Consider the following 25,849-nt stretch of genomic DNA (forward strand, 5'->3'; position numbering starts at 1 on the left):
ACTGGTAGCGAACGTCGCTATGGGAGAACATCCCGGTGTTCTCCCATAGCGACGGATCCGTGCGGCGAGTGGGTGCCTGTCAGGCGATGTCGCTCCGAGCCCAGGTCCAGCTGCGGTTGCCGTCCGCGCTGTCCCACACCTTGACCGGCCTTCCGAAGCCGGTCCCCGTGCTCGTGAACGTCAGCAGGCCGGTGCGGTTGCCGCTGCCGTCGGCCAGGGCACCGTAGTCGTAGAGCACGGCGACGTCGTCTCGGCCGTCACCGTTGAAGTCGCCGGAGACCGTTTTCGAACGGCTCCACGTCCAGCTGCCACTGTCTGCGCTGTCGTAGGCCTTGACCGGGTCGGCGAAGACCGAACCGGTGCTCTTCAGCGTCCACAGCACCGTGCGGTTGCCTCCGCCGTCCGCCCGTACACCATTGTCGTAGAGCACGCCGACGTCGTCTCGGCCGTCGCCGTCGAAGTCGCCGGAAAGCGGCTTGGAGTTGGCCCAGGTCCAGCTGTGGTCGCCGTCCGCGCTGTCCCACGTCATGACCGGCTTGCCGAAGCCGGATCCCGTGCTCGTGAACGACCACAGGCCGGTGCGGTTGCCGCTGCCGTCGGCCAGGGCCCCGTAGTCGTAGAGCACGGCGACGTCGTCTCGGCCGTCACCGTTGAAGTCGCCGGAAAAGGGCTTGGAGTTGGCCCAGGTCCAGCTGTGGTCGCCGTCCGCGCTGTCCCACGTCATGACCGGCTTGCCGAAGCCGGATCCCGTGCTCGTGAACGTCAGCAGGCCGGTGCGGTTGCCGCTGCCGTCGGCCAGGGCCCCGTAGTCGTAGAGCACGGCGACGTCGTCTCGGCCGTCGCCGTTGAAGTCGCCGGTGATCGCCTTGGAGCGGTTCCAGGTCCAGCTGCCGCTGTCGGTGCTGTCGTATGCCTTGACTGGCTTGTCGAAACCGGACCCGGTGCTGTTGAAGATCCACAGCGTTGTGCGGTTGCCTCCGCCGTCCGTCCGTGTGCCGTTGTCGTAGAGCACGCCGACGTCACTGCGGCCGTCTCCGTTGAAGTCACCCGAAAACGTCTGCGAACGGCTCCCGTTCCAGCTGCCCCAGCCCTCGCTGTCCCACTTGCGCTGCGGCTCGGCGAACCCGGACCCGGTGCTGGTGAGCGACCAGAGAGACGAGCGGAACCCACCGCCGGTGACAGCGCCGTTGTCGTACAGCACGCCGACATCACTGCGGCCGTCACCATTGAAGTCGGATGCAGGGGTCCTTACGGCATTCTCGGCGATCCAGTCGCTCAGGTCGTCGACCCGGGTGCCAGTAGCCTCGGAGGTGGTTCCCTCCGCCGATTCGATGCCGAAGCAGCCCACCTGGTTCGACCGACTGTTGATGCCGACGAGCGTGGGTCGGCCGTCGGCCATTCGGAACACCGGGCCACCTGCGTCGCCCTGGCAGACGGATGCGCCGTCCTTGCCGCTCAGGGACAGGTCACCACCGCTCACGGCAGTGAGGGCGAACGTGCCGGTGTGTTTGTCGAGCGGCGCCCATTCCTCCGCCGTACGGCCGTGACCGGCAATGGTGAGATCCTGCCCGGCGGCCGGTGCGGTGGGGGACACCTTGATGGGGTCCACGCCCGTCACCGGCTGCGCGAGACGGGCCAGCACGAGATCGCGCTCGCCGTGGGGGAGAAGCTCCACGATGTCACGGGTCTGGCCGCCGGGCAGTGTGGCGATGGTCTTCAGCCGGGGTGCGCCGGCCGCAATCGTGAGATCGGCGGCCGGATTGTCGGCGAAACAGCTGGCGGCGGTGAGCACCCATTCGGAAGATACCAGGGTGCCCGAGCAACCATGTTCGTAGTCACCGATCAACAGCCGGGCGGTGAAGCCGTAATCGGTGTCCTGGCTCGGCGTCCCGACTACCGCGTGCGAGGGTATGGCGCTCAGGAGGAGCAGCGGCGCTGCACCGACCACCGCCGCGGCCCTGGCCACGAAGCCCAGAGCACCGGGTCGTCTGAGGCGTGTTGGTTGTACGGCTGTGCTGCTGGATGGCTTCATTGGAGTCCTCTGGGTCGGCCTGGCTGACAGCCGCGGCCCGTCGACTGCAGTTCGTTCACAAGAAGACACGCACGCCCAGAAGTGCACACCGCCCGAGCCCCACCCTCTGAACCTCAGCCGTCAACGAGGAGAGCGTCTCCGCTCAAGGCGTGCACATCAACGCCCGTATCCGCAGCCTTAGTTATTCTATGGCGGCCCTTGATGATCTCGTCCAGTGGTTGAATCCACTAAATTGGCTGTACGCTCCACTTGCTCCGTGGCATAAATCACCCCGCATGGTTGCGGCGGCGTGGGGTGAGTGCCGTGCGCATCCTCCGATTCCGGTGCTCAGTCGGCACGTGCGCGGTTTGTGATGAGGGCAGCGGCCGTACACGTGTCTCCTGCTGTCAGCCTCCTACGTAGTAGGCGGCGAGGCCGACGAGTACTGCCATGGAGCAGGCTGCCTGCAGCGTCCAGGGACCCGTCGCCTCGCCGTACGGCACATCAGGGTCCGCAAGGACCTCGCGCAGTGCCTTGTGGTGTCCCAGAATGCCCATGGGCACGGAGACGACCAGTGCGCAGTAGATGGGGAGCATCTCCGTGAAGGGCTCCTCGGCCTTGAGGCTGTACGCGACCAGGGGGACCAGGGCCAGCACCGGGCCGAGCGAAACCAGCGCCTTATGCTTGCGCGTGGGCATCGCTCGCAGCATTACCGCAAACCAAAGCACGATGCTGATGGCGGCGAAAAGCCACCACCACGGAGAATTTCGCAAGTGTCGTCCTTTCCCGACGAGTGGGGCACGGCCGAGGCCCTGCCCCACTCACCATGTGTGACCGTTTAGGACGTGAACCAGCCCACGACGGAGGAGACCGTGTCGTGCACGCCCTTGATTGCGGCCTTGCCCACATTACTGACCATGGAGTTGGCAGCCAGACTGCCCACTCCTCCAAGGCCCAGGGTAAGAGCGATGCCGGCAACACTGGTGGCGAATGCTGAACCCCAGCCGTAGGCCTTGAGGTTGTACAGCGCGCTGGCGCCGGCGAACACCAGTGAAGCGCCGGCGAGTCCGGCCGCCACCAGCTGACCACCAGGAATGAACGCGGCCACCACCGCGGCACCACCCAGGACCGCGCTCACTCGCCCCATGTACGTGGCGGCCGCTGCGGCACTGTCGACGTTCTCTTGGTCGATCTTGTCGAAGTCGACCTTGTCGTTGGCCGGCGAATCGGCAGGGTTGATGTTGTTCTCTGCGTTGTACTTGGCCTTCTGAGCGGCCTCGGCCGCCTGCTGCCTTATTTCCTGCTGACGCTTTTCCTGGTGGGCCGCCTTCGCCTCCAGTGAGGCGGCCTGGGCTGCATCAGCGTCCTTGCCTGCCGCGATGGCATCCGCGTAAGCACGGTCCGCCGACGCCCGGGCGCTGTCCGCGGCGGCGACTGCGGTGTTGGCAGATGCGATGGCCTGGTTGGCCGAGTAGTTGGCCTGTCGGCTGGCCGACCGAGCGGTTGCCGCCGCGTCGGAAGCCTGCTTGGCGGAGGACGCCGCTGCTGCGGCCGATGCGTCGGCTTGGGTGGCCGACGCTGCCGCGTCCGCAGCGTAGTCCTTCGCGTCCTGAGCCGAGGCCGCCGCCTGGGTGGCCCACTTCTGGGCGTCTTCTGCGGAACCGCGGGCATCGGCCGCCGCCTTTGCCGCTTCGGCGGCCTCCTCGAAGGCCTTGGCCGCAATGGCGGCGGCGCGGGCGATCTGTGCCTGAATGGAGGCCACGTGCGTGGCAGTGTCCTGATCGGCTTGCCGTGCCTTGTGCAGCGCGATCGTCACAAACCGCTCGAGCATCCACTGGGGCCCTTCGAGCGCCGCTTGGGCCGCGGCTTCTACGTTGGGACCGGCATCCTTCAGCGCCGCGACGGTGGCGACACGGTCGTCCTCCTGCTTGGCGGCAGGGTAGCCGCTGAGCAGGTAGGCATGCAGTGCTTCGACACTGCCGTCGTCCAGAGCCTCGTTGGCGGCCGTGGTCACGGCCCGGCCGGCTCCCTGCAGAGTTCTGAGCACCTCTACGCGGTAGTCGTCGGCTTGAACGGCCAGGGCGCCTTCGGTGAGGAAGGTGGTCACGGCCTGCTGGCCGGAGTCAGCGAGTACCTTCTGCGCCGCGTCGGCAAGCGCGGCGTTTCCCGCGGTGGCGAGGGTGAGCACCCGCTCACGATCGTCCAGTTGCGTCGCCTCGTCGTGTGCCTGGGAGACCCAGTCGACCATCGCTTGGTCGTCACCGGCCAGCGCGTCCTGTGCGGCCTCACGAGTCCAGGTACCTGTGGCATCCATGAGTCGGGCCGCAGCCTTGCGACCCAACGCGGCCACCCGTGCGGGATCGCTCTCCGCCCGGGCCTGGGCCAGCAGGTCCCGGGTCTCCTGGTCAGTGAGTTCGTGTTGGGTCTGAACCTGTTCGGTTCTGGCCCGGTAGTCCTCTTCCTCCTCCTTGAGCTGCCGGGCCATCTCGATGGCCCGGGCACGTTCCTCGGCGAGCCACGCTGTCTCTGTCTCGCGGGCGAGTGCCGCGATGTTCTGCGCCTGTGTGACAGCGTCGGCGGCGTCCGTAGCCGCAGTGACGGCCTTGTCTGCCTGCAGCGTCGCTTCGTTGGCCCAGTCCTGTGCCTCGCCGGCGTGCTCGGCTGCGTCGTCGGCAGCCGCCGCTGCGGCATCCGCGTGGTCGGCAGCGCTGTTGGCGGCCTTGTGAGCGTCGCGTGCGGCGACGGCCGCCCTGTCCGCGAGGCTTCCCGCCCTGTTGGCTGCGGCTGTGGCCGTGTTGGCGGCACTCGTTGCCAGCGCAGCGGCGTCCCGGGCTCGCTTGGCCTGAGCCTGCGAGACACCGGACGCGGCCGCGGCGTCGGCCGCTGCGTTGGCTGACGCGGCGGCGTTCTGCCCCGCCCTGGCCGCGGCCGAACTCGACGTCTTGGCTTGTGCACTGGCATCAGCGGCCGCGGACGCGGCCGCGGCGGCGGTGCGCGCCTTCTTCGCAGTGTCTCGTGCCACTTCGGCGGCCTGTCGAGCAGCCGAGGCCTGGCCTGCGTCCTTGGAGGCTGCGGAAGCGGCACGGTAGGCACGGACCGAGGCCCGTGAGGCTGCGGCGGCTGCGGCGGCCGCAGCCTGAGCCGCACTTGCGGCTGTGTGGGCTGCGGAGATCGCGGTGCGGGATGCCGCGACGGCGGTGCGCGCAGCGGCGGCTGCGCCGTTGGCCGCATCTGCGGCCCGTCCGGCGGCGCGCGACGCCTTGAGGGCGTCGTCCTTGGCAGCGAGGCTTTCCTCGGCGGCCAGCAGGGCGGCCTTCTTGGCCTCAATGGAGGCGGCTTCGGCGTGTTCTGCTGCTTCCTTGGCCTTGACCGTGGCCTCGTGGGCCCGGGCTCCCGCGTTCTGGGCCTGGAGAACCAACTGTCCGACAGTCAGTTGCTCCTGATCACGTGCACGAGCGAGGTGCTGCCCGTGCCTGAGGAACTCGCGTATGTCAGCCGCTGTGCCGTCCAGGGCCCGATTGATCGCCTGGGTCAGGTTTGGCCCTGCGTCGGACAGCATGCTGATTGTTTCAAACCGATCGTCCTCCTCGCGCGCTGTGAACTGGCCCTTCTCCAGGAAGGCGTCCAAGGCTTCAGGCGAACCGTCGTCGAGGGCCTTGTTGGCTTCTCGCACCACGGCCCTGCCGCCGGCGCCGAGAACGGTCAGGACGGCGACACGCCGGTCATCAGCCAGGGGTACGGTGTAGCCCTTGGTGACGAACGCGTGCAGGTCGGCGTCCGTGCCGCTGAGGGCCAGCTGGGCCTCCCGCCGCACGCCAGGACCCGCGTAATTGAGCATCTCCAGGACGGAGATGCGTTCGTCCTCGCGTCGTGCCCGGGCCAGCCCCGTGGCGAGGAAGGCCGACAGGGCTTCCGGGGTTCCGATCAGTGCCTTCTCCGCCTCGCCCCGCACAGCGCGGCCACCGAGCAGCCAAGCGTCGACGGCTCGCTTCCGGGGACCGTCCTCGGGGTTTCCGTCGGCCGCGATCGCCGGCGAGTTTCTCGTCCCCACCACCGAAACCGCGGTAGCGGCGACCGCCAGCGTCAGAAAGCGTCTGCGTGAGGGGCCCCATTCGGCTACTCCTGGCTTCGATGCATTGCGTCTCAGCATGTGTATTCGGCTTCCCTTGGCCTGAAATCGTGTGTACAGGCGCTCGCGTGCACCTCTTTGCAAGTTTCGCTCGACAATATTCCAGGGGCATCGACCTTTCAGCAAGAGGGCAATCGCGGCTCGCCCTCTTCTTGTGTTGTGTCGAAATGAGAGTGAATTGTCGGATAAGTCCATTATTGAGTGCTTTGATTTCTGTTAATGGCAAATCGCGGCATTGATTAATATTTCGCAGCAGAATGTGAGACGCGTTGAATCCGGGGTCGAGATCACGAATTGGTGAAGGTGGGCAGGGTGTGGCTACTCGTGGACCTAGGGTGAAGGCGTGTGTTTTCCAGGTCGGCCTTTTGTGAAGGAGCGGACGAGTGAAGATCGCGAAGCATCTCTTGGTGGCAGCCGGCGTGCTGGCCGTTGCCGTCGCGGGCATTGAATTCGGAACGGCGCAGGGGGGAGTCGAGTCTCCGCGCGTTGAAAGCGTGGTCGACGGTGTTCCCGGCTATGCGGTGGAAGATTTCAACTATCCGCAAGCGGACAAGATTCTTGAGGAACGTGGCATTGTTCTGAAGCGTGGCGACGGGCACATTATTCTGGCGGACTGCGGAAGTCAGGAAGGGCTGCTGGTGGTTTGGTCGCGGAGCCGGGAGAGTGTTTGTTTCCGGGTCACCGGAGACTCTGGATTCCTGACCATGGAGATGCCTGCAGTCTACGCAGTCCGGGGAAACTCCTACGAGACGGATGTGACGATGACTGTGGGGGAGGAGGAAAAGCACTTTGAAATCACTAAAAATGCCTGGACGAATGTCGGTGAAGCGGCTGACCCCGAGGATGGCGACCACATGTTGGTAGAGATCACGACCAACAAGTAGGAAGAAGAAGATGGACAACAGATCGATCAGGCATTCTCTGATTTTTCGGGCTCTGCTCGCAGCGTCCGTTCTTTCCCTGCCACTGGCTGTCACTGGTTCCCCCGCTCAAGCTGTCGTAGGGTCCCCGGTCGTCGACAACGACTACACCTTCACCGCCAAGCTGGTCGTTGGCGAACACGCCCGCGGTTGTTCCGCCGCGCTGGTGTCCAAGGAGTGGCTGCTGAGCGCGGCCAGTTGCTTCGTGGGCGACCCCGCGGCCGGGATCGCCGTCCCCGCTGGCAGGCCCAAGTCGGAAACGGTCGCGACGCTGGGCGACGGCTCCTCCTCTGTCCCCCGGCAGACCCGCGAGGTAGTCGAGCTTCGGCAGTATGGACAGCGTGACCTGGTGCTGGCTCGCTTGGCGCAGCCCGTGATCGGCATCGAGCCGGTGACAGTCTCCGCAACAGCGGCCGCGGCTGGGCAGGAACTGACGAGCGTCGGATACGGCCGCACGGCAGAGGAGTGGGCGCCGGTCAAGCCGCACGCCGGCAGCTTCACCGCCGACGCGGTGGACAACGGCGAAGTGACCGTCAGCGGTAAGGACAACGCTTCCATCTGTATGGGCGACGCCGGTGGGCCCGTACTTCGAGCAGCCAACGGCAAGCCCGAACTCGTCGCCGTGAGCAGCCGCTCGTACCAGGTCGGCTGCTATGGCGTGGAGAGCCCGGAAGGTACACCGAACACGGCAGTCGCCACCCGTGTCGACGACGTGCGTGCCTGGATAGCCGACAACGCCAAGCAGACGCCGGCCCAGGACTACAACGGCGATGGCCGCAGCGACGTGGCCACGTGGTACGACTACGCCGACGGCAGCGACAAGGTGCACCTCTGGGACGGCGGTATGCATGGCGCCATGCAGCTGCCCACCGTCGCGTACTCGGCCGACGCCGGCACCTGGAACGAGGACGACGCGAAGCTGGTCACCGGTGACTACAACGGTGACGGCCGCAGCGACATCGGGTTGTTCTACGGCTACTCGGACGGCACGGTGAAGCTGTTCACCAAGAACGCCAAGGCCGACAGCACGTTCGAGGGGTCGGTCGTTTCCTGGACCGACACCGACTGGACCTGGGGGCGGATGCACCCGTACACCGGCGACTTCAACGGTGACGGCCGCGACGACATAGCCGTGTGGTACGACTACGCCGACGGCAGCGACAAGGTCTTCACCTTCCTCTCCAAGGAAGACGGAACCTTCAACAAGCCCTTCACTGCTTGGAGCCGCGCCAGCGGTTGGACCTTCGACCACATGAAGGTGTCCACGGGCGACTTCAACGCCGACGGTCGCGACGACCTGGGGCTCATGTACTTCTACGACACCGGAGAGGTGAAGACCATCACCCTTCCCTCGTTGGAGACCGGGGCCTTCCAGCACGACCAGGTGGAGGGGTGGACCAGCGGCTCCTGGGGATCGGCGGAGCGCACCAGCGTCCAGTCCGGGGACTTCAACGGCGACGGCCGCGACGAACTGGCTGCCTGGTACGACTACAGCGACGGCTCGGACGCGGTCATCAGCTTCTCGTCGACTGCCGCGAACGGAGCCCTCACCGCGCGCAAGGAGATCTGGCGGGCGGACGCCGGCCGGTACACGCGTGACCACATGCGCGTCGTCGGCGGCGACTACAACGGTGACGGTCGGGACGACCTCGCCACCCTGTACGGCTACGACGACGGCAGCCTCAAGATGATCACCTGGGCGGCCAATGCGGACGGCACGCTCAACGAGCCGCTGCACGGCGCCGAGAAGACGACCGGGTGGAACTACGACCGCGTCAGCGTCTTCATGCGCTGACCCACCGGTCGTCCAGGACGGCCGAGCCCGGTACACCACCGGACTCGGCCGTTCCGCTCGTCTGGACACGGTCCGACCTCAGGACTGTGCCGCACGGGGCAAGGGCACTACAACCGTTCGACGGTTTTGTGAGTCTTTCATGAGAAGATTGTGGCCTCGCCGGGGATGCCCCCCTTCCCCGCCGGAAGAGATTACGTGGGATGAAAATAGCCTTCATTGTCAGCAACCTCTGCCACATCGGCGGAGTGGTGAGCGCCACGCAGAACCTGGCCGGGGCGTTGGCGGAGAAGCACGAAGTCGAGATTGTCTGCCTGCGCAAGTCGCGCGACGAGTCCTACTTCCCGCTCGACGCACGGGTCAGGGTCAGGGTCCTCACGGACCTGCGTGGCAACTCCCCGGTCTCGGATCTGGACGATCCGTTGATCAAGGTCGCGCCCAAGGTCTACCCGGCGCCGCCGGACGAGAAGGACCCCTGGATCAGCCGACTCGCCGAGCTCAGGCTCCTTGAGTGGCTTGCGAACACCGACGCCGACGCGGTGATCAGCTCAAACCCTCGCATCACGGTCATGCTCAGCCATGCGCGCAGGGGACCGCTGCTCCTGGCTCAGGAGCACTCCATGCCGGCCATCTACGCGGAGTGGGAGAAGAAACCGCTCTTCCGTACCTATCACGGGCTGGACGCCATTACGGCTCTCACTCCGGAAGAGGTTGCGAGCCTGGGCGAGCAGGTCCCCGCCGTACGGAACCGGCTGGAGGCCATGCCTAACTGCGTCCCGGCCTCCACGCACCGGTCAACCGGTGACAACAGGGTGATCATCGCGGCCGGCCTGCTGAAGGAGAACAAGAACTTCGCCATGGCCATCGAGGCGTTCGCGCCGGTGGCCGCCAAGCACCCCGGCTGGAAGCTGCGGATCTACGGCAACGGTTCGGAGAAAGCGAAGCTCCGTCAGCAGATCGAGGAGCTCGGTCTCTACAACGACGTGCTGCTAATGGGACCGGCCACGCCGGTGTCACCCGAGTTCGCCAAGGGCTCGGTCTTCGTGATGCCGTCCAAGCGCGAAGCATTCGGCAACGTCATCGTCGAGGCGATGGCTGCGGGTCTGCCGGTCATCAGCACGGACGCCGACCACGGCCCGCGGAACATCATCACTCACGGTGAAGACGGGTTCGTCGTGCCCAAGGGCGACGTCGCCGCCATGACCAGCGCGATGATGGAGCTCGTAGAGGACGACGAGCGGCGCAGATCAATGGGCCGGGCCGCGATCCGCAACGCAGAGCGCTTCCACGAGACCGAGAGCCGTGAACGGTTCGAGGCCATTCTGGAGCGCGCTCTTCTGCGCCGTCGCCTGCCCAGCAGCGCCAATGTCCGTGTGCAGCAGGACGGTTCCCTCTCTTTCACCACCGACCGGATGCCTCTCGGTCTTCCCGGGGCCGAGATCGTCTGCCGCAGGATCAACAAGGACGCGGCCGAGCGCCGCTTCCCGTTGTCCCCGGCCGGTGAAGCGCTGGTGCCGTGGAGCGAGGGACTGCCCGAAGGAGAATGGGAGGTGCTCGCCGGGACCTCGGGTGGCGTGGAGGTGCCTCTGACGGCCGACGGGTTCGGCATCGACACCCGCGACCTGCTGGCCGTGTCGCTGCCGCGCACTACCGGTCCCGCGCTTTCTCTACTGTTGCCGCACCGTCAGGACGACGGCCGCTTGCGCATCCGCAGCCGGGTCAGGGAGCGGCACGCCGAAGTGGCGCGGCTCCAAGTCGACGGGCTTACGCTGCGCATCGTGTCGGCGTTGTGGGGCGCCGCGGCGGATGGCGCCGTGGTCGAGGCGACACGACGCGGAAAGCAGTCGAAGACGCTGTCCTTCGAGGCGCGGCCGAACGAGGACGGAGCCCTGGTGGCCGTCGTCGACAGTCTGCGTCTGATCAACGAGCACAACGCCAAGGAAGCCATCTGGGACCTGTGGCTCAGACCGGCCTCCGGCGACGGCCGACTTCCGCTGAGCAAACTGGCCACTGATGTCCTCAGCCCGATGGACGTCTTCACCTACCCGCGGCCTGTCCACCGGCCCCCCGTCCCCGCCGTACCCGAACCACCGGCCAAGCGGTTCCGCCGTACGGCAAAGAAGGCGGAGGTGACTTCTGCTGCTACGCAACCCGCGGCGGCCGTCGAGGTCCGGCCGTACTTCAACAGCGAGGCCCAGCTCTCGGTCAAAACAGTGACCATCTGAAACGTACGGGAGGGGGCAGGCCAGCCATGGGCGGCCTGCCCCCTCCCGTACGTGTGGTTCAGATCTTGCGGTCGAACCGGCGCGCCTGTTCGAACATCAGGTCCGCGACGCGACCGGCGGCGTGGCCGTCGTCCAGGTCACAGAACAGCCTGTGGAACTCCTCGTACTCCGCCCGGTACTTCTCCGACACGGTGTCGATGTCCCTGATGGCGTCGATGAGTTCCCCGGAAGTGGGGATCAGCGGGCCGGGAGCGTCGTGTTCGAAGTCGAAGTAGAAGCCACGCAGCCGGTCCCGGTAGTGCTCCAGGTCGTAGGTGAAGAAGAGCATCGGCCGGCGCAGGTGGGCGTAGTCGAACATCACGGACGAGTAGTCGGTGATCATCAGATCCGCTGCGAGGTACAGATCCGCGATGTCCGGGTACTCCGAGACGTCGAAGACGAAGCCGTTGCCCGCGCCGGGGATGCTGTCCACGACGTTCGAGTGCCTGCGGATCATCAGCACGTGGTCGTCGCCGAGCCGCCGCCGTGCTTCTTCGAGGTCGAGACGGAGTTCGAACTTGAACTGGCCCCGACGGTGCGAGAGATCGTCACGCCACGTAGGTGCGTACAGGACGACCTTCTTGCCTTCGGGGAGCCCGATCCGCCTTCTGATCTCGGCGGCCTGCTCCTCACGGTCCGAGGCGTAGAGGTAATCGTTGCGGGGGTAGCCCGTCTCGACGATTTCGCCGTCGTAGGCCATGGCCCGCTTGAGGATCGGGGTGCTGAAGCGGTTGGAAGAGACCAGCATGGACCAGTTGGCCGCCTCCTGCTTGAGCTGCTCGTGATAGTCCGGGTTGAACTTCGGAGCGGCGATGTCGAGGCCGATCTTCTTCAGCATGGTGCCGTGCCACGTCTGCACGACCACCTGCTCCGGCCGGCGCTCGATCCAGTGCGGCAGATGCGCGTTGGTCACGATGTAACGGCAGCGAGCCAGCGCGTCGTACCATTCGGTGCTCTGGAAACGCACCGGTTTGACCGTGGACGGCAGTTCCACCTGGCCGTCGCGTACCAGCCACAGGTGCTCAACGTCCGCGCCCCGGCGCAGCAGTTCCTCGTGCATCGCCCGAGGGCTGTCGGAGTACTGCTTGCCGTTGTAGCTGATGTAGAGGACGGCCTCGCGCAGTGGCTTGCTGCGGCCCGCCATGTATACCTCGCGCTTCAAACGCTCCTGGTGGTAGGCGCCGCGTTCCTCCATGGTGAGGTCCGGCAGGCAGTGCAGCTGCGGGTGGTCGAACCAGCGAGCCTCGAAGTCGTACTGCCGTCCGTCCTGCTCGCCGGATACCGGCAGTGTGGAGCTGGCATGCCGGTCGAGGACGCAGGGCATGTCCGGACCGTCGTCCGACGATCGCAGGAAGAGGTTCCAACGGCCGGTCTTGAGCGGCAGCTTCTTTGAGGCGCCGGACATGCGGGACGGCGTGAAGTGGGCCTCGAAGTGTCCACTTGAGTCGGTCGTCAAGGGGACGAGCTTCTCGTCGAAGTAGTCACGGGCCTTGACCAGGAAGGTCCAGCCACTGACATCCCGAGGGGCCTCGCCGTACACGGAGAAACGGCCGTCTGCCCAGCGAACATCCGTGATGCGGGCACGCAGGGAGCGGCTGGAGAACTTCAGGTAGCCGGTGTTTCCGGCCAGCACTGAGAGTTCGAAGCGGTCGACGGCCTCTCCCAGCGAAAGGGGCAACCGGATCTGGAGATCCGGAAGGCTGTCCGCCATCACGGTGCCGAACTTCCGCGTGCGGCCGGCCTGGTCCGTGGCCACCAACTGCGTCGACCAGTTGCGCTGGGCCGCCTGAGCGGGGTCGGCACCGCCGCTGGACACATCGGTTCCGGTCGCGTCGATGTGCTCGGGCAGCAGCGCGACGTCCTGCAGCGGAACGCGAACACGGAACGGCGTCCGCTCGCCCAGGGACGGGCTCAGTTCCGCTTCGTAGTCGAGACGTTCGCCGCTCTTGCGGTTGGTCACGGTCAGGGAGAGCGTTTCGTCCTTCGCCAGGGGGACGCGTATCTCGCCTTCCAGCTCAAGGAGGTCGTCGATCTGGCGACGCGCGGTGATGAGGGCGCGAACCCGCTCGACACGCAGCTTGAGGGAGCCCGTGGCAGTGCTGGGCAGCAGGCGGAAGTCGTCGTCCAGCCACTGATAGGTGGCGTGGTTCTGGGCGGCGGCCCCACTGGTGTGGATCGCCCGCTTACGCACCAGGCCCGAGGCGGCGATGCCTATGCCCAGGTGCCAGGTGCCCTCCTGCCAGGTCTTGCCGCGCCGCAGCTTGGCCGGGTCCAGCTCGTACTCCCAGCCTGCCCAGTCGTAGTTGTACTGCCGCTGCCCGGACAGCGTCGTGCACTCGGGGGCGTGCACGTTGCGCAGGGGCAGGACGGTGCGCTTGCGCGAGCCGTCCTTCTTGATCGCCAGGACCTTGACGGCACTGCGCGCGGAGGACTGGTCCACGCGGTTGATCCACGCGTGACCGGCGATACGCAACTTGCCGTCGCGCCACTCCAGCTCACGCAGCGGGGCGGTGGCCTTCATGTCGCGGTCGATGCGCAGCGCGCGCTTGGGCAGCCGGACTGAGCTGTTCTCCAGCGCCGAGAACGCGGCGTACTTGCGCAGCAGGCCCTCGATGCGGACGCGGTCGCCGCGCCGCTCGGACTCGAAGAGGTCGAGCAGTTCGGTGAGAGCGTGCTTACGGACGAGCAGCCACTTGACTCGGGCCGGTGTGGGCAGCTCCATCACCAGAGCCGGGTCGACCTGGTCGAGGTAGGAGTTGACCACTCGGAAGAACTCGGTGTGGAACTCTTCGTCACCTTGAGGCAGCACGTTGAGGAAGATCCGCAAGTCACCGGAGAGCGCGGTGCGGTCGTACTCGCGCTTCAGCTCGGCCGCGGCCGGCTCCGGGCGCTTGCCGAAGAAGCGGCTGACGGACTCCACGGCGGCCGTGCGGTCGCGGACGGCCTTCGGTTCCGCACGGCGCTGCGTGATGGACGGGGCGGCCTCACCGTCCCGCAGCCGCCAGTAGTAGGTCGGCGCGCTGATGACGTCGACCGACTTCGCCAGGAACTGGGCCGGGACGATCACCGGGGTGTCCTCGTACAGGACACCCTCCGGGAAGCGGAAGTCGTGCTTCTCCCAGAAGTCCCTGCGGAAGATCTTGTTGCAGGCTATTCGGTCGGTCAACAGACGCAGGTCTCGCGAGACGTGCGTGCCCTGGACGGCACCGCGCGACAGGATGCGGTGCATCGGCGACTGCCAGATTTTGCTGCTGTTGATGTGCAGTACGTTGCCGGTGGCGAAGTCGGAGCCGCTCGCGTCCAGGCTCGCCAGCATCAGGCGGTAGGCATCCGACGGGATGATGTCGTCACTGTCGACGAAGGCGATGAACTCGCTCTCTGGCGAGAGATGTTCCAGGCCCGTGTTGCGCGCAGCGCCCAGACCACCGTTCTCCCGCCGTATGAGCCGGAACCGTGAGTCCTGTGCGGCGAACTCCTCGGCTATGTCGGCGGAGCCGTCGGGGGAGCCGTCGTCGACCATGACGACTTCCAGGTCCGGCATGGTCTGCGCCGCGAGTGAGTTCAGACACGCGGACAGATAGCGTTCTACGTTGTAGATGGGGACGATGACACTGAGCCGAGGGGCCATGGCTTGGTGGTCTCCTTTCGGGGTCAGGCCCGCTCGACCAGTTCGAGCGCCTGGGCGGGGGTCGGGGCGTGGTGGCGTTCGTCGAACGGGACGATGGGCGGCAGGCTCTCTTCACCGAGGAAGACGCGTCGCACGACCCGTTCGGCTGCGTGTCCGTCGTCGAATTCGCAGAAGCGCCGGCGGAAGGTGTCCCGGCGCTCCGTGGTCTCCGGGCTGTCGTAGGCCCCGGAGGAAAGCAGCTTCAGCAGCTCCGCCTGCGTCGTGGCCACCGCGCCGGGCGGTTCCTGGAGCAGGTCGAAGTAGGTGCCGCGCACCGCGGAGTAGACGTCCCAGTCGGGGACGTAGCTGATGATCGGGCGGTCCAGCACGGCGTAGTCGAACATCGCCGAGGAGTAGTCCGTGATCAGCGCGTCGGCCGCGAGGTACAGCTCCTCCACCCGGGGGTGTGCGGAGACGTCGACGACGCGGCCGGTGCGGCGCAGCTCGTCGACGTGCGGGGAGTTGCCGTAGAAGTAGTGGCCGCGCACCAGCAGGGTGGCGTCGGGACCGAGTTCGCGGGCGAACCGGCCCAGGTCCAGGGGCGGGGTGAAGCCCGGCTGGTACTCGCGGTGCGTCGGCATGTACAGGAAGGCCTTGGCGCCGTCGGCCAGGCCGAGCGCGGCGCGGGCCGCGCGGACCTCCTCGGCGCCCGCGTTGACCAGCACGTCGTTGCGCGGGTAGCCGGTCTCCAGCGTGGTGTACGAGCAGGGGTAGACCCGCTCCCAGATCACGGTCGAGAACTGGTTGGCGCTGATGCTGTAGTCCCAGCGGTCGCACCGCTCGAGGAGCTTCTCGAAGTCCATGTCGGTGGAGGCCGGGTACTTCTGCTGGTCCAGGCCCATGGTCTTGAGCGGCGTGCCGTGGTGGGTCTGCACGTGGATCTGGCCCTCGCGCTTGACCACGGAGTCCGCGAAGTTCACGTTGTTCACGAGGTACTTGGCGCGGGCCACGGCCGCCCAGTAGTCGCGCGAGCCCACCCGGACGACGTTCACCCCCTTGGGCACCCGGCCCGCGTTGTCCGCGCGGACCGCCCAGACCCGGCGCATGTGCGGTGCCAGACGGGCCAGTTCGGCGTCGATCGCGGCGGGGTTGCAGGAGACGCTGCGGCTCCAGTAGGCGGAGAACAGCACCAGGTCGTCGTCCAGCGGAAGCCTGAGCTGCGACTGGTAGAAGGCACCCATGGCGCCGCGCTTGGACCGGTTGAGCGCGGTGCGGGTACGTGACTTGACCCGCTGGCGCAGCTTCACCGCCGCCAGGGCGCTCATCATGGTCGCGTAGGCGTCGCGCTCCAGCATCCCGTACTTGTGGCCGCGGCCGCCGCCCGGGCGGGTGAAGCCCTTCGGCAGGCGGGCGCGGTAGTCGGCCGAGGCCCGGTGGAAGAACTCGGCGCGCGCGTCCTGCGGCAGGCGGCCCGGGCGCTCCAGGACGGTCAGGTAGTGGTCGACCATCTTGCGGAACAACGGGGCGCGCCACTTGGCGAGTTCCTCGTGCGCGTCGAGGTAGTCGAAGACCCGCTGGTACTGGTCGAAGACGTCGAAGTGCTTGCGGCTGACCGTCTTGAGGATGTTGCCGCCCTCGCGCCGCTGCCGGTAGTAGACGCAGACCCGGTCCAGGACGGCGATCCGCTCGGTGCTGATCAGCGAGCAGAACGTCCAGGGGGCGTCCTCGTAGTAGCCGGGCGGGAAGGTGAGCCCGGTGCGGGTGACGAAGTCGCGGCGGTAGGCCTTGTTCCACACGATCTGGAGCAGGTCGAGCAGTTGGGGGCGCTCGGCGAGGGAGAAGGTGTCCGGGCCTTCTTCCTTGAGCAGGTCGGCCCGCAGGTTCGGGCGGACGCGGCCGTCCCAGTAGGTACGCGCGTAGTCGAAGATCAGGATCTCGGGGTCGCCCGTGGCCTCGATCCGGTCCCGAATGGCCGACAACGCACCGTCCGACAACGTGTCGTCACTGTCCAGGAACAACACGTAATCGCCTGTGGCCTTTTCCAGTCCCGCGTTGCGTGCGCGACCCAGCCCCACGTTTTCCGTGAGGTGAATCACATGAATCCGGTCGTCGCGTTTCGCGTACTCGTCGAGAATGGCCCCGGACCCGTCGGGCGAACAGTCGTCGACCGCGATGATCTCGAAGTCCGTGCAGTCCTGTCCGAGTATGGAGTCAAGGCACTCGGGCAGATAGCCCTGCACCTTGTACACGGGGACAACGAGAGAGAGCTTGGGCATCCTTACAACCTGTTCCGAGAACTGACCACGGGACCGCGGGCTGGGACCGGAACGCGCTCCGGGCACTGCTCGGGCCTGGAGCGCGCCGCCGCATCAGCGTAAAGGATTCACGCGGAGTTTCCGCGGGCACGGTAGCCGGACACCCTGTGCCCCGCCACAGCGGGAAATGGCCGCACCGGCCGCCCGAATGGGCCGCGCCGAAGCGGCTGGAGAACTTCCTCACATTCGGTCCCCCTGTCCTCTTTACCGACTTGCGCCGCTTTCCGCCCCATGTGCCCGACTCGATTTCCGCGGGCCGCGGGCGAGGCCGCGCCCGGTGCGGATGCGCGGTGGGCGGGGGAACGAGCTGGCTGGTCACCGGGGTCGGCGGGGCGCACGGGACGCGCGCTCCGGCCGGGGCGGTGAAGGTCTGGGCGAGGCGGCACGCCTTGTCCTCGGCGTGCGCGCCGGCGGCACGGCCGTGCGCGGGGGAGAGCCGCCGCCGGCCGGGGACGGGCGGCCCGCCCCGGCCGGAGGACGTGTTTCGTGACCAGGCTGTGACAGGCGCGGTGCCCGCCGGAGCCCGGAAGCGGCGGTCAGCGAGGCACCACTACACGCGGCCGCGCGGTTCCGGAGCCGGGCGGGGGGCGGACGGCCCGGCCGGTTCCTGGCGCGGGCCGGGCACGGGGAGGTCCGCGGCGAGCCGCTCCGCCCTCCTGGCCCGGTGCCGCACCGCCGCGGCGGACAGCTCCCGCACCGCGCCCGCGAAACGCTCCCGGGACGGCGGCTCGGCCGGGCCCAGCAGACGCAGCGCCAACGCGGCGCGCTCCCCGGCGAGTTCGTCGAGCTCCGGATGCCGCACCGACGCCAGCAGCGCCGGCACCCCGGACGCGTCCGGCGCCAGCACGGTCGCCGCCGCCACCGTCGGGTACGACTTGCGGAACACGTCCTCGGCCAGCCCGCTGGTGTTGGCGACCGCGTACGGCTTGCCGCTCGCCAGGAAGTCGCTGATCACGCTCGACACGTCGCTGATCAGCAGGTCGGCCCGGTTGAAGCAGGAGTACAGCGGCGGGCGGACGTCCGCGACGACCTGGTGCTCCCACTCGGGCAGCGACGCCCAGTGCGCCTCCTCCCAGGCGGCCGTCGCCCGCCGTACCGCGTCCGCCCGTCCGGGCCGCGGCGCCGGCTGCCGCAGCATCCGCTCCGCCTGGTCCGCCGCCGACCGGAAACCGGCCGCGGTGAGCCGGTCCAGCTCCGCCGCCCGCCGGGCCAGGACGCCGGCCGCGCAGGCGTCCGGACGGGGCCCGCCCCGCTCCCGGTTCGCCGTCCGCACCAGTTCCCGGATGCGCAGATCGGCGGCGCGGGCCCGCGGATCCACGGAGCCCGTCAGCGGATGCGGCTTGTACAGCAGCCGTACGCCCGGGTCCGCGAGCAGCGCCCGCACCAGGTTCTCCCCGGCCTCCATCACCGACGTGTTGCCGGGGTTGCCGTCCCAGCCCTCCCAGGTCGGTGCGTACAGGACGGTCGTGAACGCCCCGGGCGCGGGCGGCCCCGCGTACGGCTGTACGGCGTCCAGTTGCGGGCGGCCGATCTCCACCACGTCCTTGTCCTCGACGCCGACTTCCGCCAGCGCGTACCGCTCGCGCGCCGCGGGGCCCGCCACCCACACCTCGTCGTACGCCTTCGCGTACGGGTTGCACGAGGACAGCTTGTCGCTCTCCCCGTGGTTGACGAAGGCGTGCTTGATGGTCGGGATGCGCAGGACCTGCGAGGTCTTCCCGGAGTTGGACGGGTGGAGCAGGACCCGGAGCGTCGAGTGCTCCAGGCGCATCAGCGTGGACACCTTCGGCAGGCACACCACCGGGATGTCGGTCGCCGCGATCCGCTGCACCATGTGCCGCTCCCGCAGCACGATCACCGGGCGCCCGTCCAGGCCGGCCAGCGGCTCCAGCCACATGTTCGCCTGGTACGCCGAGGACGCACCGCCCGAGAAGTAGAGGCCGACGGTGGGCCGGTACCGTGCCAGCCACGCGTCGAACCACTCGAGCACCTCCTGCTCCCCGGCGGGCCGGCGGCCCGGCAGCAGCCGCAGCAGCAGCGTGCACAGGCCGGTCAGCGCCAGCGCCAGGGACAGCGCGAGCCCGGCCGCCCCGTACACCGGCGCGTCGGTCGCCGCCGTGGCCAGCAGCCCGGCCGTCGCGGGCAGCCCGAAGGCGGCCAGCCGGTGCCCGGGACGGCGCAGCAGCGCCGGGGGCGCCGGAGTCAGCCGCAGCGCCGAGGCGTCGATGTTCCGGGTCACCACGGGCAGCGTGCGGGTGCGCCGGACCAGGACGGACACCGCCTGGATCGCCCAGTGCAGCGCGTAGAAGACGAGCAGCCCGGCGACGAGCGGGGCGTAGGCCCCCTCGCGGTGCTGCTCGCCCAGGCGCAGCAGGCCCACCACGAGCAGCAGGTCCCGCAGGACGTGGCGGACGGTGACGTCGGCGTGCGACTTGGCGAACAGCGACACCATGCCCCGCTGCCACCGGTACAGCGCCCCCTCGGCGGCCAGCGAGGCGGCGCTCGCGGCCAGCAGCAGCGGCACGTGCGGCAGCAGCGCGCCCAGCGCCTGCGCGGCGAAGGCGGCGGCCAGCACACCCAGGACCAGCAGCTTCACGGCGGCCCGCCGCCGCCCGGGCAGGCGGAGGCGGGGACGGGGGCCACGGGGCCGCACGGAGGGCCGGGGCGGGCGGGGGAGACGGCGGCGGGACAGGCGGGGCAGGGATAGGGGCACTGCGGTCGCTCCAGACTCGTCGCGCATCGGACAACCGGGTTAACGCCCGGTGACCGCCCGACGACACGCGCGTGTTGACGCCGGGCCTTGACGGGCGGGGAGGGGGCGGGGTCCGCATGCGTGGGCGAAAGGGGGTGTGGGCGCTGGCGGGGTCGTGGGCGTGGCGCGGCACTTGCGCGGGTGCGGTGGCATGCGGGGCGGGGTCGGGCGGGGTGCGGTGCGGGGTCTGCACGGTGGGCGAGTGGGGTGCGGGCGTGGACGCTGCCGGAAGCGCGGTCGTGGACGTGGCACGGCACCCGCGCTGGCGCGGCGTGATGCGGGGCCGGGGCGAGGGTGTGGCGGGGATGCGGACCGGTGCGGGGCCCGCATGCGCGGGCGAGAGGGGGCGTGTGGGCGTGGACGCTGAGCGAAGCGCGGTCGTGAACGTGGCGCGGCGCGGCGCGCACGCGCTCGGACGCGGGGCGGGGCCGGGGCGAGGGTGTGGTGGGGATGCGGACCGGTGCGGGGCCCGCATGCGCGGGCGAGAGGGGACGTGTGGGCGTGGACGCTAAGCGAAGCGCGGTCGTGAACGTGGCACGGCACCCGCGCTGACGCGGCGTGATGCGGGGCCGGGGCGAGGGTGTGGCGGGGATGCGGACCGGTGCGGGGCCCGCATGCGCGGGCGAGAGGGGGCGTGTGGGCGTGGACGCTGAGCGAAGCGCGGTCGTGAACGTGGCGCGGCGCGGCGCGCGCTCGGACGCGGGGCGGGGCCGGGGTGAGGGTGTGGCGGGGAAGCGGACCGGTGCGGGTGCGGCGGGCCCGGGCAGGGGCGTGACGGGCCGGGAGGTGGCGGGGAGGGGTGGGGTCGGCGTGGACGGGCCGGGAGGCGGCGGGGAGGAGAGGGGTCGGCGTGGACGGGCCGGGAGGTCGCGGGGAGGGGTGGGGGCGGCGTGGACGGGCGAGGCGGCTTCGTCGCCCCCCGTCCGCAGCGTGAACTCCGGTGCGGTGCGTGTTCGCCTTCGCGTAGATTGCCTGGCGAGCGCAGGGATCGGCGCGTGTCGACGGGAGAGGCGGACGGGGCCGTGGCAGGGGCAAGGCCGGGGACAGGGCCGGATGCGAGGCAGGCCGTGGGCGAGGCCCGCAGGATCGTCGTCAAGGTCGGGTCCTCCTCGCTGACCACCGCCGAGGGAGGCCTGGACGCGGACCGGGTCGACGCGCTCGTCGACGTGCTGGCCAAGGTGCGCGGGACGGACAAGGAGATCGTCCTCGTCTCCTCCGGCGCCATCGCCGCCGGCCTCGCCCCGCTGGGCCTGCGCCGCCGCCCGAGGGACCTGGCCCGTCAGCAGGCCGCCGCCAGCGTCGGCCAGGGGCTGCTGGTCGCCCGCTACACCGCCTCCTTCGCCCGCTACGGCGTACGCGTCGGCCAGGTGCTGCTGACCAGCGACGACATGAGCCGCCGCGCCCATCACCGCAACGCCTCCCGCACCCTGGACAAGCTGCTGGCGATGGGCGCCTTCCCGATCGTCAACGAGAACGACACCGTCGCCACCGACGAGATCCGCTTCGGCGACAACGACCGCCTCGCCGCACTCGTCGCCCACCTGGTCCGCGCCGACCTGCTGGTGCTGCTGTCCGACGTGGACGGCGTGTACGACGGCGACCCGAGCCGGCCGGGCACCTCGCGGCTGGCCGAGGTGCGGGACATGGCCGACCTCGCGGGCGTCGACATCGGCAGCGCGGGCAAGGCCGGCGTCGGCACCGGCGGCATGGTCACCAAGGTCGAGGCGGCCCGCATCGCCGCAGCCGCCGGCATCCCCGTGGTGCTGACCAGCGCAGTCCACGCCGCCGACGCCCTGGCCGGCGGCGACACCGGCACGTACTTCCACGCCACCGGCCGCCGCTCCGCCGACCGGCTGCTGTGGCTGCAGCACGCCTCCGCCCCGCAGGGGGCGCTCGTCCTCGACGACGGCGCCGTACGGGCGGTCGTGGAGGGCCGCAAGTCGCTGCTGCCGGCCGGCATCGCGGGCGTCGAGGGGGACTTCGCCGCGGGCGACCCCGTCGAGCTGCGGGACGGCGCCGGCCGGGCGGTGGCCCGGGGACTGGTCAACTTCGACGCCAAGGAGATGCCCCGGCTGGTCGGCCGCTCCACCCGGGAACTGGCGCGCGAACTCGGACCCGCGTACGAACGCGAGGTCGTACACAGGGACGATCTGGTGATCCTGCACCCGTAATGGGTCGAAACGTCCCCGAATCGGCGGTGGACGTTCCGCAAAATCGCCCCGCGATCTCGCGCGGCCTGCTCAACTTTCCTCAGGGACAAGCCCGGCCGACCACCGGGCCGAGCCGTGTGCGTGAAGGAGGCCGTCGTGAGCGGAGTACGCCCTGGGCCGCCGACGCCCCGCGGTGGTACCGCCTCCCGGGGCGGCACGGGCGCACGCGGCGGCACCGGCGCGCGCCCCGGCGGCGCCCGGAGCGCGAACCGTGCGCCTGGCGAGGAGCGGGCGCCGGGCGAGAAGCGTGCGTCCGGGGAGAAGCGTGCGCTCACCAGCGTCGCCGCCGGCGACCGGTTCCACGGCGAGGAGCCCGAGCACACCCCGCGCCTGTGGCACGTCACCCTCAGCGTCTCCGGCGCCCGCGCCCCGCTCACCGAGGTGCGCCGGGCGCTCGAACAGCTCGCGCACGACCACCCCTTCCTGCTGACCAGCCGCTACGCCGACGACCACGCCGAGATCCGGTACTGGGAGGAGGCCCGCGACCTGCACGACGCCGCCGCCGTCGCCCTGCGCCTGTGGGGCGAGCACCGGCAGAGCGCGGGGCTGCCGCCCTGGGAGATCGTCGGCCTGGAGGTCATCGACCGGGCCACCTACCACCAGCGCATCGCCGCCGGGTACGGGCCCGCACCGGCGACCCCCATCGGCGTGCACCCGTTTTGACCCCTCTGGCGGCCTATCTCGCGGGATGGAACGGCAGGCGACCGCCCCCGGCGCGCGCATTACCCTTCCCTCCATGACCACGCTCTCGCCGTACGACTCGATGTCACCCGTCACCCGGGCCGCCTACCGGGCCAAGTCCGCCGCGGCCGACCTCGCGCCGCTGCCGCGGGCCGCCAAGGACGACGCGCTGCTCGCCGTCGCGGACGCGCTCGAGGTCCGCACGAGCGAGATCGTCGAGGCCAACGCCCAGGACGTGGCCAAGGCCCGCGCCGCCGGGACCAGCGAGGCCATCATCGACCGGCTCACCCTCACCCCGGAGCGGATCCGCGCCATCGCCTCCGACGTCCGCGACGTCGTCGCGCTGCCCGACCCGGTCGGCGAGGTCGTGCGCGGCAACACCCTCCCCAACGGCATCGACCTGCGCCAGGTCCGGGTGCCGCTCGGCGTGGTCGGCATCATCTACGAGGGCCGGCCCAACGTCACCGTCGACGCCGCCGCCCTCTGCCTGAAGTCGGGCAACGCGGTGCTGCTGCGCGGCTCCTCCTCCGCCTACCAGTCCAACACCGCCCTGGTCCGGGTGGTCCGCGACGCCGTCGGCGGGGCCGGGCTGCCCGCCGACGCCGTGCAGCTGGTGCCCGGCGAGAGCCGCGACAGCGTGCGCGAGCTGATGCGGGCCCGCGGCCTGGTCGACGTGCTCATCCCGCGCGGCGGCGCCTCGCTGATCAACACGGTCGTCCAGGAGTCCACCGTCCCCGTCATCGAGACCGGCACCGGAAACTGCCACGTCTACGTCGACGCGCAGGCCGACCTCGACATGGCCGTCGACATCCTGATCAACTCCAAGGCCCAGCGGGTCAGCGTCTGCAACGCCGCCGAGACCCTCCTGGTCCACCAGGACATCGCCGCCGACTTCCTGCCCCGCGCCCTGGACGCCCTCGCCGACGCCGGGGTCACCGTGCACGCGGACGAGCGCGTGATGGCGTACGCCAAGGACTCCCGGGCCACCGTCGTCGAGGCGACGCCCGAGGACTGGGAGACCGAGTACCTGTCGTACGACATCGCCGCGGCCGTCGTCGACTCCCTGGACCGGGCCGTCGAGCACATCCGGCTGTGGACCTCCGGGCACACCGAGGCCATCGTCACCACCTCGCAGCAGGCCGCCCGGCGCTTCACCCAGCTGGTCGACTCGACCACCGTCGCGGTGAACGCCTCCACCCGCTTCACCGACGGCGGCCAGTTCGGCTTCGGCGCCGAGATCGGCATCTCCACGCAGAAGCTGCACGCCAGGGGCCCGATGGGGCTGCCCGAGCTGACCAGCACCAAGTACATCGTCACCGGCGACGGGCACGTACGCCGCTGACCGCCGGACGGCGGGCGTACCGATCGGGGCATCTCACCCACCGGGAGAATTTCCCCGCCGTCTGCCCAAAACGACCCCCCAGGTCTAGTCTGGACGCGTGCCGGAGGACGTGGGGGGCACGCCGTTCCCGGACGGCAGGGAGCCCGACGACGACCACGACCGCGGGGTGTCGGACGAAGAGTTCGCCTCCGTGGTCTTCGACGAGGCCTTCGTACGGGCGGCCGCGGTGCACGAGCCGACCGCCGTCGAACGCCTCCTGGCCGCCGCGGAGGCCAGAGCCGAGGCCACCGAGGCCGAGGCGGCTCGCCGCGGCCGCAGCAGAGCCGAGCGCTACGACGACGGGTACGGCGATTTCGGCCATGATCCGGACCTCGACGACCCGGACGACGACCGCGACCCGCTCGACCGCCCCTACGGCGCCCCCGCGGCCTACGGCAAGCAGGTCCGCTGGCACCGTCCCGTCGCCTGGCTGCTCGCCCTCGCGATGGGCATCGGCATGGTCGCGCTGGCCTTCGTGGCCGTCTACCGGGGCGCCTCCTCGGGCGGCGGCCCGCAACCGGTGCCGCCGCCCGCCTCGACCGGCCCCGAACAGGGCGGCACCGTGACGCCCTCGGCCTCCGCCGACTACTCCCGGCCGGCCGTCTCCGTGCTGCCCCGCAGCCCCTGACCCGTCCGTCGGACGGGCGCCGAACCGGCCCAACTTGACCTGCACCGGCGCGTTTACGCGACCTTCCCGAGACCCACTCTGAAGGTATGGCAGGGCTTGGCGGTCCGCCCGGAGGAACGCCCGAGGGCGGCCCCGGAGGCGGAGAGGACGAGTACCGATCCGTCGTCTTCGACGAATCGTTCGTGCGCGCTGCCCGGCTCCAGGAGTTCTCCGCCCAGGAACGCATCACCGACCACGCGCCCGCCGTGCGCCGCCGCCCGCCGCTGCGCCGGGCCGGATTGTCCCGGCAGGCGCTGATCCTCGTCGTCCTGATCGCCGTCGCCTTCGGCACCGCCATCTACATGGGCGTACGGCACCCGTACCAGAGCTCCGGAGGGGAGCGGGCCGCCGAGCCGGTCCGGACCACCGTCGTCCCGCTCGCCCCGCGGGACCGGGTGCCCGGCGCCGACGACGCCGCGGTGCTGTTCGCGCACAGCCCCGCCGCGCACTTCAGGACCGCCGCCGAGGGCGTCCCGCTCCCGGGGGCCCGGCGCACGGCGCACTTCTCCGAGGACCAGGTGATGAACGCGCTCACCACCGCCAAGAACTACATCGTCCGCTCGGCGCTCGACCCGGACGTGCTCGGCGGCGGCCAGGTCCGCTCGGTGCGGGTGCTGCTGGATCCGGACCAGCTCCAGCAGTTCGACGAGAGCTTCGAGCATCCCGCCGCGGACGGCCGGCACGCGCCCACCGGATGGCTGATCCGCTTCGACCCCGCCCGCGCCGAGCTGGCCGACCCCGAGATCCGCGTGGACGGCAGCCTGCGGGTCGTGGAGAGCGACGCGTCCACCCTGGACGTCACCGCCGACCACACCATGGTGTACGCGCTGCGGCCCGCCGGCGACGCCCGGGCCGAGGAGTCGCTGTTCACCGTCCGGCGCGAGCTGCACTTCCGCTTCGACCGCGACGACCTGCGCCTGCACCAGACCCGGCTCGTCGCCTCCTACGTCCAGGCCGGGCCGCTGTCCTGCGCCGAGGACTCGGCCAACCACCTCCGCCCGCTGCTGGCCGGCCAGCAGGCCGGGGCCGGCGTCCCGCGCGGCACCGACCCGTTCACCTCGGACAACGCCCCCGCCCTGTGCGGCACCCTCGCCGAGGGCGCCCAGCCCCAGGTGTGAGC

At 69.7% G+C, this 25,849-nt stretch carries 14 protein-coding genes; 8 read left to right on the top strand and 6 right to left on the bottom strand.

The genetic code is table 11. The features are described from left to right. Window positions 1-79 precede the first annotated feature (79 nt). The 3 genes from NI25_RS26155 to NI25_RS26165 all read right to left on the bottom strand — a co-directional run bounded on the left by NI25_RS26155 (window position 80) and on the right by NI25_RS26165 (window position 6,161). A complete protein-coding gene (locus tag NI25_RS26155; protein ID WP_061444784.1) occupies window positions 80-1,966 on the bottom strand; it encodes a trypsin-like serine protease in 1,887 nt (628 codons plus the stop codon). 452 nt (window positions 1,967-2,418) lie between these two features. Beyond that, the gene (locus NI25_RS26160; protein ID WP_148315161.1) at window positions 2,419-2,709 is read right to left on the bottom strand and encodes a hypothetical protein; all 291 of its coding nucleotides are present in this window, start codon (window positions 2,707-2,709) and stop codon (window positions 2,419-2,421) included. A gap of 140 nt (window positions 2,710-2,849) precedes the next feature. Further along, window positions 2,850-6,161, bottom strand: coding sequence for an ALF repeat-containing protein (locus NI25_RS26165; protein WP_158508467.1), 3,312 nt, complete (start codon window positions 6,159-6,161; stop codon window positions 2,850-2,852). A gap of 362 nt (window positions 6,162-6,523) precedes the next feature. On the opposite strand from NI25_RS26165, the gene NI25_RS26170 reads away from it, so the two are divergent. The 3 genes from NI25_RS26170 to NI25_RS26180 all read left to right on the top strand — a co-directional run bounded on the left by NI25_RS26170 (window position 6,524) and on the right by NI25_RS26180 (window position 11,077). Further along, on the top strand, window positions 6,524-7,024 hold the full coding sequence (locus NI25_RS26170) for a hypothetical protein (RefSeq protein ID WP_199561031.1): 501 nt from the start codon (window positions 6,524-6,526) through the stop codon (window positions 7,022-7,024). A gap of 10 nt (window positions 7,025-7,034) precedes the next feature. Then, window positions 7,035-8,855, top strand: a complete 1,821-nt coding sequence (locus NI25_RS26175) for an FG-GAP-like repeat-containing protein (RefSeq protein ID WP_078884738.1) — start codon at window positions 7,035-7,037, stop codon at window positions 8,853-8,855. Window positions 8,856-9,055: 200 nt separating this feature from the next. Beyond that, window positions 9,056-11,077, top strand: a complete 2,022-nt coding sequence (locus tag NI25_RS26180) for a glycosyltransferase family 4 protein (RefSeq protein ID WP_061444788.1) — start codon at window positions 9,056-9,058, stop codon at window positions 11,075-11,077. A 58-nt stretch (window positions 11,078-11,135) separates the two neighbouring features. Here the strand turns inward: NI25_RS26180 and NI25_RS26185 are convergent, their stop codons facing one another. The 3 genes from NI25_RS26185 to NI25_RS26195 form a co-directional block, all read right to left on the bottom strand. After that, the gene (locus NI25_RS26185; protein WP_061444789.1) at window positions 11,136-14,744 is read right to left on the bottom strand and encodes a bifunctional glycosyltransferase/CDP-glycerol:glycerophosphate glycerophosphotransferase; all 3,609 of its coding nucleotides are present in this window, start codon (window positions 14,742-14,744) and stop codon (window positions 11,136-11,138) included. Between the two features lie 23 nt (window positions 14,745-14,767). Further along, on the bottom strand, window positions 14,768-16,999 hold the full coding sequence (locus tag NI25_RS26190; protein ID WP_061444790.1) for a bifunctional glycosyltransferase/CDP-glycerol:glycerophosphate glycerophosphotransferase: 2,232 nt from the start codon (window positions 16,997-16,999) through the stop codon (window positions 14,768-14,770). A gap of 589 nt (window positions 17,000-17,588) precedes the next feature. Further along, window positions 17,589-19,778 carry a hypothetical protein gene (locus tag NI25_RS26195; protein WP_107071851.1) on the bottom strand — a complete coding sequence of 730 codons (2,190 nt, stop codon included), beginning with the start codon at window positions 19,776-19,778 and terminating at the stop codon, window positions 17,589-17,591. 1,079 nt (window positions 19,779-20,857) lie between these two features. Between NI25_RS26195 and proB the strand changes: the two genes are divergently transcribed. From proB to NI25_RS26220, 5 genes are all read left to right on the top strand, one after another. After that, window positions 20,858-21,961, top strand: coding sequence for a glutamate 5-kinase (proB, locus tag NI25_RS26200; RefSeq protein ID WP_061444792.1), 1,104 nt, complete (start codon window positions 20,858-20,860; stop codon window positions 21,959-21,961). Between the two features lie 135 nt (window positions 21,962-22,096). Continuing rightward, window positions 22,097-22,663: a hypothetical protein gene (locus tag NI25_RS26205; protein ID WP_107072108.1), complete on the top strand. Its 567-nt coding sequence runs from the start codon at window positions 22,097-22,099 to the stop codon at window positions 22,661-22,663. A gap of 73 nt (window positions 22,664-22,736) precedes the next feature. After that, window positions 22,737-24,023: a glutamate-5-semialdehyde dehydrogenase gene (locus tag NI25_RS26210; RefSeq protein WP_061447103.1), complete on the top strand. Its 1,287-nt coding sequence runs from the start codon at window positions 22,737-22,739 to the stop codon at window positions 24,021-24,023. 97 nt (window positions 24,024-24,120) lie between these two features. Then, window positions 24,121-24,690: a hypothetical protein gene (locus NI25_RS26215; RefSeq protein ID WP_061444794.1), complete on the top strand. Its 570-nt coding sequence runs from the start codon at window positions 24,121-24,123 to the stop codon at window positions 24,688-24,690. 86 nt (window positions 24,691-24,776) lie between these two features. After that, complete coding sequence (locus NI25_RS26220; RefSeq protein ID WP_061444795.1) at window positions 24,777-25,847, top strand: hypothetical protein; 1,071 nt, start codon at window positions 24,777-24,779, stop codon at window positions 25,845-25,847. Window positions 25,848-25,849 lie beyond the last annotated feature (2 nt).

This window comes from Streptomyces sp. CCM_MD2014 (assembly GCF_000772045.1).
GTDB classification, from domain to species: domain Bacteria; phylum Actinomycetota; class Actinomycetes; order Streptomycetales; family Streptomycetaceae; genus Streptomyces; species Streptomyces salinarius.

Bases quoted from the DNA above. Each gene is read 5' to 3' on its own strand.
- NI25_RS26160 (WP_148315161.1), bottom strand. From the start codon at position 2,709: ATGCCCACGCGCAAGCATAAGGCGCTGGTTTCGCTCGGCCCGGTGCTG.
- NI25_RS26165 (WP_158508467.1), bottom strand. From the start codon at position 6,161: ATGCTGAGACGCAATGCATCGAAGCCAGGAGTAGCCGAATGGGGCCCC.
- NI25_RS26175 (WP_078884738.1), top strand. From the start codon at position 7,035: ATGGACAACAGATCGATCAGGCATTCTCTGATTTTTCGGGCTCTGCTC.
- NI25_RS26180 (WP_061444788.1), top strand. From the start codon at position 9,056: ATGAAAATAGCCTTCATTGTCAGCAACCTCTGCCACATCGGCGGAGTG.
- NI25_RS26185 (WP_061444789.1), bottom strand. From the start codon at position 14,744: ATGGCCCCTCGGCTCAGTGTCATCGTCCCCATCTACAACGTAGAACGC.
- NI25_RS26190 (WP_061444790.1), bottom strand. From the start codon at position 16,999: ATGCCCAAGCTCTCTCTCGTTGTCCCCGTGTACAAGGTGCAGGGCTAT.
- NI25_RS26195 (WP_107071851.1), bottom strand. From the start codon at position 19,778: ATGCGCGACGAGTCTGGAGCGACCGCAGTGCCCCTATCCCTGCCCCGC.
- NI25_RS26210 (WP_061447103.1), top strand. From the start codon at position 22,737: ATGACCACGCTCTCGCCGTACGACTCGATGTCACCCGTCACCCGGGCC.
- NI25_RS26220 (WP_061444795.1), top strand. From the start codon at position 24,777: ATGGCAGGGCTTGGCGGTCCGCCCGGAGGAACGCCCGAGGGCGGCCCC.